This is a genomic window from Streptomyces sp. NPDC059477 (genome assembly GCF_042749375.1).
Classification (GTDB): domain Bacteria; phylum Actinomycetota; class Actinomycetes; order Streptomycetales; family Streptomycetaceae; genus Streptomyces.
Window position 1 is genome coordinate 16,417 of record NZ_JBHYUG010000070.1, and the last position, 8,709, is coordinate 25,125.

General features: G+C 73.2%; 5 protein-coding genes. 4 read left to right on the forward strand and 1 reads right to left on the reverse strand.

Annotated features, from left to right (window positions below):
* Nucleotides 1-2,900: amino acid adenylation domain-containing protein (locus tag ACFXAZ_RS28320; protein ID WP_384596953.1), on the reverse strand; the 2,900-nt coding region annotated here is incomplete at its 3' end.
* Nucleotides 2,901-3,097: 197 nt separating this feature from the next.
* Between ACFXAZ_RS28320 and ACFXAZ_RS28325 the strand changes: the two genes are divergently transcribed.
* The 4 genes from ACFXAZ_RS28325 (at nt 3,098) to ACFXAZ_RS28340 (ending at nt 8,523) form a co-directional block, all read left to right on the forward strand.
* Nucleotides 3,098-4,138, forward strand: coding sequence for a FecCD family ABC transporter permease (locus ACFXAZ_RS28325; protein WP_384596955.1), 1,041 nt, complete (start codon nt 3,098-3,100; stop codon nt 4,136-4,138).
* 171 nt (nt 4,139-4,309) lie between these two features.
* Complete coding sequence (locus ACFXAZ_RS28330) at nt 4,310-5,419, forward strand: FecCD family ABC transporter permease (protein ID WP_384596957.1); 1,110 nt, start codon at nt 4,310-4,312, stop codon at nt 5,417-5,419.
* Between the two features lie 886 nt (nt 5,420-6,305).
* Complete coding sequence (locus ACFXAZ_RS28335; RefSeq protein ID WP_384596998.1) at nt 6,306-7,103, forward strand: ABC transporter ATP-binding protein; 798 nt, start codon at nt 6,306-6,308, stop codon at nt 7,101-7,103.
* A gap of 88 nt (nt 7,104-7,191) precedes the next feature.
* Nucleotides 7,192-8,523 (forward strand): lysine N(6)-hydroxylase/L-ornithine N(5)-oxygenase family protein, encoded by a 1,332-nt coding sequence (locus ACFXAZ_RS28340; protein WP_384596959.1) that lies wholly within the window; start codon nt 7,192-7,194, stop codon nt 8,521-8,523.
* The last annotated feature ends 186 nt before the right edge of the window (nt 8,524-8,709 follow it).

The window sequence follows — 8,709 nt, forward strand, 5'->3', positions numbered from 1 at the left end:
GCGCCGCCCTCCGGGGGGGGGGGGGCCCGCGGGGGGGCGGGGGGGCGCGCCGCGGCGCGCCCCCCCCGCACCGGCTCGGCGGGCCGCAGGACGACGTCGTACCGGTAGCGGCTCAGCTCGTTGTGATGGGCCGCCCGCTTGATCCGGATGTCGGCCGTGAAGCCGTCCAGGGACGCGAAGAGGTCCGGGTCGAGGAGGAGTTCGCCCTCCCAGCGCACGGACCGCTCCACGGCCGCCCGCAACGCGCCCTTGTCGTCGCTGCCGTCGCTGTCGTGGTGGGCTTCCGCTGTCCTGCGGGTCTCCACCGCGGCGCGCAGGGTGCGCAGCAGCCGCAGATTGCGCAGGTCGCCGAGGAAGATCCGGCCGCCGGGGGCGAGCAGTCCGGCGGCCTTGCGCACGACGTCCACGAGATAGTCGGCGGAGGGGAAGTACTGGGCGACGGAGTTGATGACGACCGTGTCGAAGTGCCCGGCGGGCAGACCCTCGGTGTCATGGGCGGGGCGGGCGCGCAGTTCGACCCGGCCCGCGAGGTCCGGATCGGCGGCGACCTGGGCCCGCAGGGCGTCGACGGCCCGCTGGGAGAGGTCGGTGCCCCAGTACGACTCGCAGTCCGGGGCCAGCCGGGACAGGATCAGCCCGCTGCCGACGCCTATCTCCAGCACCCGGCGCACCGGACCGGCCGCGCGGACGCTGTCGACGGTCGCCGCACGCCACTCGCGCATCTCCTCGACGGGGATCGGCGTGCCGTCGTACATGCTGTTCCAGCCCGCGAAGTTCTCCCGGAAGCTGTCCGAACCGGCGGCGCTGTAGAGGAGTTCGTGCAGTTCCTTCCACTCCTCGACGCGGGCGGTGGCGGAGTCCTCGCGCGGGGCGTCCAGGGCGGGCACGACATAGGCGGCGAGGCGGCGGTCGCCGGGGCGGTCCTCGCGGGCGACGACGGTGACCTGGTCGACGGCCGGATGGCCGCGCAGCACCGACTCGATCTCGCCCGGCTCGATCCGGAAGCCCCGGATCTTGAGCTGCGTGTCCGCCCGGCCCAGGAAGTCCAGCCGCCCGTCCGCGCGCCGGCGCACCAGGTCGCCGGTGCGGTACAGCCGCTCGCCGGGGGCGCCGAACGGGTCGGCGACGAACCGCTCGGCGGTCAGGCCGGGGCGGCCGAGATAGCCCCGGGCCAGCCCGGCGCCACCGAGATACAGCTCACCCGTGACCCCGGCGGGCACCGGCCGCAGGAACGCGTCCAGGACGTACGCGCGGGTGCCGGGGTCGGCGACCCCGATCGGCACGATCGCGCCGGCCGGGGTGTCCGGGTCGCACCGGCCGAGCGTGGAGTTGGTGGTCGCCTCGGTCGGGCCGTACGCGTTGAACATCATCCGCCCGCGCGCGTACCGCCCCACCAGCTCCGGCGACACCCGCTCGGTCCCGGCCAGCAGGGTGGCCTCCGGCGGGAGGCGGACATCGTCCGGGAGGGCGGCGAGCAGCGCGGGCGGCAGGATCATGAAGGTGATGCCGTGCGCGTGCGCGTAGTCGGCGAGCGCCGCCCCGGGCACCCGCAGCTCGGCCGGTACGACGACCAGCCGGCCGCCCGACAGCAGCCCCAGGCACAGATCCCAGAACGCCACGTCGAAACTGGGCGACGCGAATTGCAGGACCCGGCTGTGCGGGCCGATCCCGAACCGCTCCACCTGGGTGGCCAGGAGTTTCGCCACCCCGGTGTGCGCGAGGACGACCCCCTTGGGGCGGCCGGTCGAACCGGAGGTGTAGATGACGTAGGCGGCGTTCAGGACCGTGAGGGGGGTGCCCCGGTCGGTGTCGGTGGGGTCGTGGGCGGGGCGGGCCGCCAGGTCGGCCGCGGCGGCGGGGGAGTCCAGAGCCAGGACGGACATGCCGTCCTGCTCCGGCAGCTCGCGGGCGGTCTCCGCCGTGGTGACCATGCAGATCGGGCGGGCGTCGCCGAGCATGTAGGCGATCCGGTCGGCCGGATAGTCGTGGTCGACGGGCAGATAGGCCGCGCCCGACTTGAGCACGGCGACCTCGGCGACGATCAGCTCGATGGAGCGCGGCAGCGCCAGGGCGACGATCCGCTCGGGTCCGGCGCCGCGCGCGAGCAGGGCGTGCGCGAGCCGGTTGGCGCGCGCGTCCAGTTCGGCGTACGTCAGCTCCTCGTCCTCGAAGACCAGGGCCACCGCGTCGGGGCGGGCGCGGACCTGCTCGGCGAAGAACGCGGGCCAGGTCAGGGCCGGGACGGTGTGCCCGGTGTCGTTCCAGCCGTGGACGACCTGCCGGTGTTCCCCCTCGGTCATCAGGGCGAGCCGGGCGACGGGGGTGTCCGGGCGGGCCACGGCGTCGGTGAGGAGCGTGCGGTAGTGGGCGAGGATCCGGTCGGCGGTGGCCGCGTCCAGCAGGGCGGGGGCGTACCGGAGCCGGGCCGTGCCGTCCTGGACGTCGAGATGCAGGTCGACCGGGCCGGGCAGTTCGCCCACGGGCCGGGCGGCGGTGGAGAACGCGGTGTTGCAGAAGAGGCCGCCGCCCCGGGTGGGGGCCGGGCGCAACTCGTCGACCAGCAGCTCGACCGGCACCCGGTGGCTCTGCGCGTCCTCCCAGACCTGGGCCGCGCGCAGCGTCAGTTCGGCGAAGTCCGGCTCGTGCTCGACGGACACCCGCACCGGCAGCCCGTCGTGACCGACCGTGAGATCCGTGGCGCCGCAGTAGTGGTGCAGCAGGGCCAGGAAGGCCGCGAAGAGCTGTGCGTCGGGGGCGGCCGGAAGACCGCTCAAGGAGCGGGTCTCCCGCTCGGGCCCCGGCTCCGGCGGATGGGGCCGGTCCGCGGGGAGAGAGATCTCCAGCGGGAGCGGGGTGAGCAACCGCCGCCAGTAGGTCAGTACTTCCTCGGAACCGCACACGGCCGCGTGCCTCCCCAGCAGGTCGTTCCCGGCCCTGGGCCGGGGATCGCCGACATACTAAGGTAAGGGTTACCTAATTCCCAGGGGTGTCCATCGTGGCCGCCCTCGGGGCGGGGGTGCCGAGGGGCACGTCCTGGAGTTCTCGTCCTGTGGATCTCCCCCTACAGTTAAGGTAAGCCTCATCAAAGGAAGTTCACGTGGGGACCTCAGCGGTCCGGGCGGCGAAAGGCCCCCGCGCAGTACTTTTGCTCGCCTCCTCGGGCGCGGCGCTGCTCGTGCTCTGCGCGCTCTCGATGGCGTTCGGCGCGCTCAGCGTGCCGCTCGACCAGGTCGTGCACACCCTGCTCGGCGACGCGCCCAGCGCGCGTATCGACACGGTCATCTGGAACGTCCGGCTGCCGCGCACCCTGCTCGGCCTGTCCACCGGCGCCGCGCTCGGCCTGTCCGGCGCGCTCATGCAGGCCCTGACCCGCAATCCGCTGGCCGACCCCGGCATTCTCGGGGTGAGCGCGGGCGCCGCCTTCGCCGTGGTCCTGGCGGTCGGCGTCATCGGCGTCAGCTCGCTCTACGGCTACATCTGGTTCGCGTTCGGCGGGGCGATGGCCGCGAGCGTGCTGGTCTACTTCCTCGGCGGGCTCGGGCGCTCGGGCACCACGCCGGTCAAACTCGCCCTCGCGGGCGTCGCGATGACGTCCCTGCTGTTCTCGCTGACCAGCGCCATCGCGCTCACCGACCCCGACGCGCTCAACCGTTACCGGTTCTGGTCGGCGGGCTCCCTGGCCAACCAGAACGAGGAGGTGCTGATCCGGGTCCTGCCGTTCCTGTGCGTCGGAGCCCTGTTCGCCATCGCCTGCGCGCCCGCCCTCAACAGCCTCGCCCTCGGCGACGACGTGGCGAAGTCCCTCGGCCTGAAGATCGGGCTGATCCGCGTCCAGGGCGTGATCGCTGTGACCCTTCTCACCGGAGGGGCGGTCGCCGTCATCGGCCCGGTGGTCTTCGTCGGCCTGGTCGTCCCGCACATCGCCCGCGTCCTCACCCAGTACGCCCGCATCGGCCCCGACCAGCGCTGGATCCTCCTCCTCTCGGCGGTCCTCGCCCCCTGTCTGCTGCTCTCCGCCGACATCGTCGGCCGCCTGATCGCCCGCCCCATCGAGATCCAGGCCGGCATCCTCGTCGCCTTCATCGGCGGCCCGTTCTTCATCGCGATGGTCCGCCGACGGCGATTGGCGGAGCTGTGAGGCGGGGGAGGGCGGGGTCGGCGTGTTTCCGACGTGGGGTGTGGCACGGGGTGTGGCCGGAGTCCGGTCACCCGCGCCCCGCGCGGCGGGTGCGGCCCGCCGGCCCGCGTCCCCGGCGACCAGGAACCACCACCAGGGCCCTACGCCCGAACCCCGTGAAGCGGTGAACCCATGAAGACCGAACTCGTGCCGCCGCCGGGCCACAAGGACACCGCCGCCCCTGACCGGCCCCGGCGCACCGTGGAACGGGTCACTTTCCGGCTGCCGTTCCCGCCCGTCTCCGGCGTTGTGCGGCTCAGGATGGCCGCCGTGTGCCTGGTGCTCGCGGCGCTCACGTTCCTCGCGTTCTGTGTCGTGGTGTCCGTCGGGGACATCTCGCTGTCGCTCGGCGAGGTCGTGCGGGCCCTCTTCGGGGGCGGTGACCCCGGCACCGAGCTGATCGTGCACGAACTGCGGCTGCCGCGCGCCCTGGCCGGACTGCTCGTCGGGATCGCCTTCGGGGTCTCCGGCGCGCTGCTCCAGACCATGACCCTCAACCCGCTGGCCAGCCCGGACATGATGGGCATCACCCAGGGCGCCGGGACCGCCGTGGTCGCCGGCATCGTGCTCGGCTGGGACGGCGGCCTCGGCACCCAGGGCCTCGGCCTGGCCGGCGCGCTGACCGCGGCGGCCCTGGTGTACGTCCTGGCCTGGAAACGCGGCACCACCGGCTACCGCATCGTCCTCGTCGGCGTCGGCATCGCCTGGATCTGCACCAGCTGCACCGACTACCTGATGGCCCACGGCCAGCGCTTCCAGGCCCAGGCCGCGCTCGGCTGGCTGGTCGGCAACCTCAACGGCCGCACCTGGGACCAGATCGCCCCGCTCGCGCTCGCCCTGGCCGTCCTGCTCCCGGCGGCCCTGCTGTTCGGCCATCAACTGCGCACCCTGCAACTCGGCGACGACGTGGCCCGGGGCCTGGGCACCCGGGTGCAGACCGTACGGGTCGCCGTGCTGCTCATCTCCGTGGGGCTGGTCGCCTTCGGCACCGCGACCGCCGGGCCGATCGCGTTCGTCGCCCTCGCCGCACCCCAGGTCGCCCAGCGCCTGACCGGCACTGCCGTACCTCCACCCGTGGCCGCGGGTCTGACCGGCGCGCTCATGGTGCTGGTGTCCGACCTGATCGCCCGCAAACTCATCCCGGACACGGAACTGCCGGTCGGGGTTGTCACGGGCGTGCTCGGCGCCCCCGTACTGCTGTGGCTGCTCGTCCGCGCCAACCGCGCGGGTTCAGGAGGCTGAAGACGTGTCATCGACGTACCAGGGCCCCACCGGGGGCCAAGACCTGCGCAAGGGGTCGCCCGAGGACGCCGGGGCGGGCGGCGGGGGGCAGCCGGGGGACGCTGCTCGCTTGCCGGAGGGGGTTCTTGCGGCGGGGGGTGCTCGTCCCCGGGACGGTTCGGCGGAGGGTGCTCGTCCGTCGGACGGGTCGGTGGAGGTGACGGCGGAGGGCGTTCGTCCGGCGGAGGCGTCGGCGCAGGGCGTTGGTCCGCAGGGCGGGTCGGCGGAGGCGTCGGACTTGGGTGCGGGTCCTCCGGAGGGGGCGGTTGACGGCCTCCCGGGGTCGCCCGAGGGCGCCGGGGCGGGCGGCGCAGGGCAGGCGGGGGATGCCGCTCGCTTGCCGGAGGGGGTTCTTGCGGCGGGGGGTGCTCGTCCCCGGGACGGTTCGGCGGAGGCGTCGGCGCAGGGCGTTGGTCCGCAGGGCGGGTCGGCCGAGGTGCCGACCCAGGGTGCTCGTCCCCCGGAGGGGCCCGCTGACGGCCTCCCGGCGGGCCAGGGGCGGGCGGAGGACGCCGGCCGGTCGCCCGAGGCACAGGCGGGCGTCTCCCGCGCACCCCAGGCTCCCCCGCACGCCGAGACGCAGGCCCGGACCGAGGCCCAAATCAAGGCGCAGGCTGAACCCGATGCCCAACCTGACGCGCAGGCTCAACCCAGCGCCCACCCTGACGCGCAGGCCCAACCCAGCGCCCACTCCGACGCGCAGGCTCAACCCAGCGCTCAACCCGACGCGCGGGCCCACGCCCACCTCGTACCCGACGCGCACGCCCAAACCCCCGTCCAGGACCACGAGAAGGCCCCGCAGCCGTCCAACGGGCGGGCCACCGGCCCCGACCTCCGGGCCGAGGCGCTGCGCCTCGCCTACGACGACCGGATCGTCGTCGACGGGCTCGACCTCGCGATACCGCCCGGCCGGATCACCGCGATCGTCGGCGCCAACGCCTGCGGCAAGTCCACCCTGTTGCGCGCGCTGGCCCGGCTACTGGTCCCCAAGTCCGGGGCCGTGCAACTCGACGGGCGCTCGGTGCGCTCGATCCCCACCCGGGTGCTCGCGCAGCGGCTCGGCATTCTGCCGCAGACGCCCGTCGCGCCCGAGGGGCTGACCGTCATCGACCTGGTGGGGCGCGGCCGTTCACCGCACCAGACCTGGTGGCGGCAGTGGTCGGCCGCCGACGAGGACGCCGTGCACGAGGCGCTGCGGGCGACCGCGCTCACCGACCTCGCGCACCGGGCCGTGGACGAACTCTCCGGCGGCCAGCGGCAGCGCGCCTGGATCGCCATGGCGGTGGCCCAGGGCACCCCTGTGATGCTCCTGGACGAGCCGACGACGTATCTCGACCTCGCGCACCAGATCGACGTCCTCGATCTGATCACCGACCTGAACCGGCATCAGGGCCGCACGGTCGTCATGGTGTTGCACGATCTCAACCAGGCGTGCCGTTACGCGGATCACATCGTGGCGATGAAACAGGGCCGGATCGCCGGTCAGGGCACCCCGGCCGACGTGGTCACCGCGGCCATGGTCGAGGAGGTCTTCGGCCTGCGCTGTGTCGTCGGCGAGGATCCGGTGAGCCGTACGCCGATGGTCATTCCGATGGGCCGGCACCACGAGGGGGCGCACATCACCCCGGAAGGCATTGCTAGGTAAGGCTAACCTTATCTAGCATGTGCCTGTTTGGGAGCCGCGCCCTCATGCCCGTGGGTGCGGTGACCCCTGATTGGGAGGCGATGACGCTGTGGCGGCGCTGCGAAGTGGTCCGGATTTCATCTACGACGTTCTGGGTATCGGCTTCGGCCCGTCCAACCTCGCCCTCGCGATAGCGCTCCAGGAACCTCCGGCGTCCTCGGGGACGGACCCGCTGCGGGTCGGATTCCTGGAGAAGCAGCCGAGGTTCGGCTGGCACCGGGGCATGCTGATCGACGACGCCACCATGCAGGTGTCGTTCCTGAAGGACCTGGTCACCATGCGCGACCCGACCAGTGACTTCAGCTTCCTGTGCTATCTGCGCGACCGTGGCAGGCTGGCCGACTTCCTCAATCTGAAGACGCTCTTCCCCCTGCGCATCGAGTTCCACGACTACTTCGAGTGGGCCGCCGCCCGCGTCGCGGGTCTGGTGGAGTACTCCGCCGAGGTGGTCTCCGTACAACCCGTCACCGAGGACGGCGTGGTCCGCTTCTTCGATGTCACCAGCCGCGATCCGCGCGAGCCCGGCGGTCTCACGGTCCGCCGCACCCGCGGCATCTGCGTGGCCACCGGCCTGGAACCGCACCTGCCGCCCGACGCCGTACGGTCCGAACGCGTCTGGCACACCAGCGAACTGCTTCCGCGCGTGGACGAGTTGAAGGGCTCCGGCACCCCGGTGCGCCGGGCCGTCGTCCTGGGCGCCGGACAGAGCGCCGCCGAGGCGGTCGACTATCTGCACCGCAACTTCCCCGACGCCGAGATCTGCTCCGTCTTCGCCAAGTACGGCTACACCCCGGCCGACGACAGCCCGTTCGCCAACCGGATCTTCGACCCCGAGGCCGTCGACCTGTTCTACGAGGCACCGCGCGAGGTCAAGCGGTCCCTGCACGACTATCACCGGAGCACCAACTACTCCGTGGTCGACATGGACTTGATCGAGGCCCTGTCCCGCCAGATGTACCAGGAACAGGTCCAGGGACAGCGGCGGCTGCGCATGATGAACGTCTCCCGGCTGCGCGAGGTGGCCGCCGGGTCGCAGGACGTCAAGCTCACCGTGGAGTTCCTGCCGACCGGCGAGCGCGAGGTGCTCGACGCCGATCTGCTCGTCTACGCCACCGGCTACCAGCCGCAGGGCATCGCCGACCGCCTCGGCGAGATCGGCAAGCTGTGCCTGCGCGACGACGAGGACGCCCTGCGGGTCGGCCGTGACCACCGGGTGGAGACCCTGCCGACCGTCAGCGCCGACATCTATCTCCAGGGCGGCACCGAGCACACCCACGGCCTGACCTCGACCCTGCTGTCCACGACGGCCGTCCGGGCCGGGGAGATCCGTGCCTCGGTCCTCACCCGCCGCGCCGCCACGACGGTGGACGCCGTCCACTGACGGACGGGGCCCGCGGCCCGGAACGGACGAAGGCCCCCCCCACCCCTAGCCGGGGGGGGGGCCCGGGGTGGGGGGGGGCTACCGGGCGCCCCCCCCCCCCGGGGGGGCCCCGGCCGGCCTCGTCCGCGACCGCGCGCACGAACATGCCCGCGCACAGATCGACCGGCTTGACGACCAGCGGGTAGC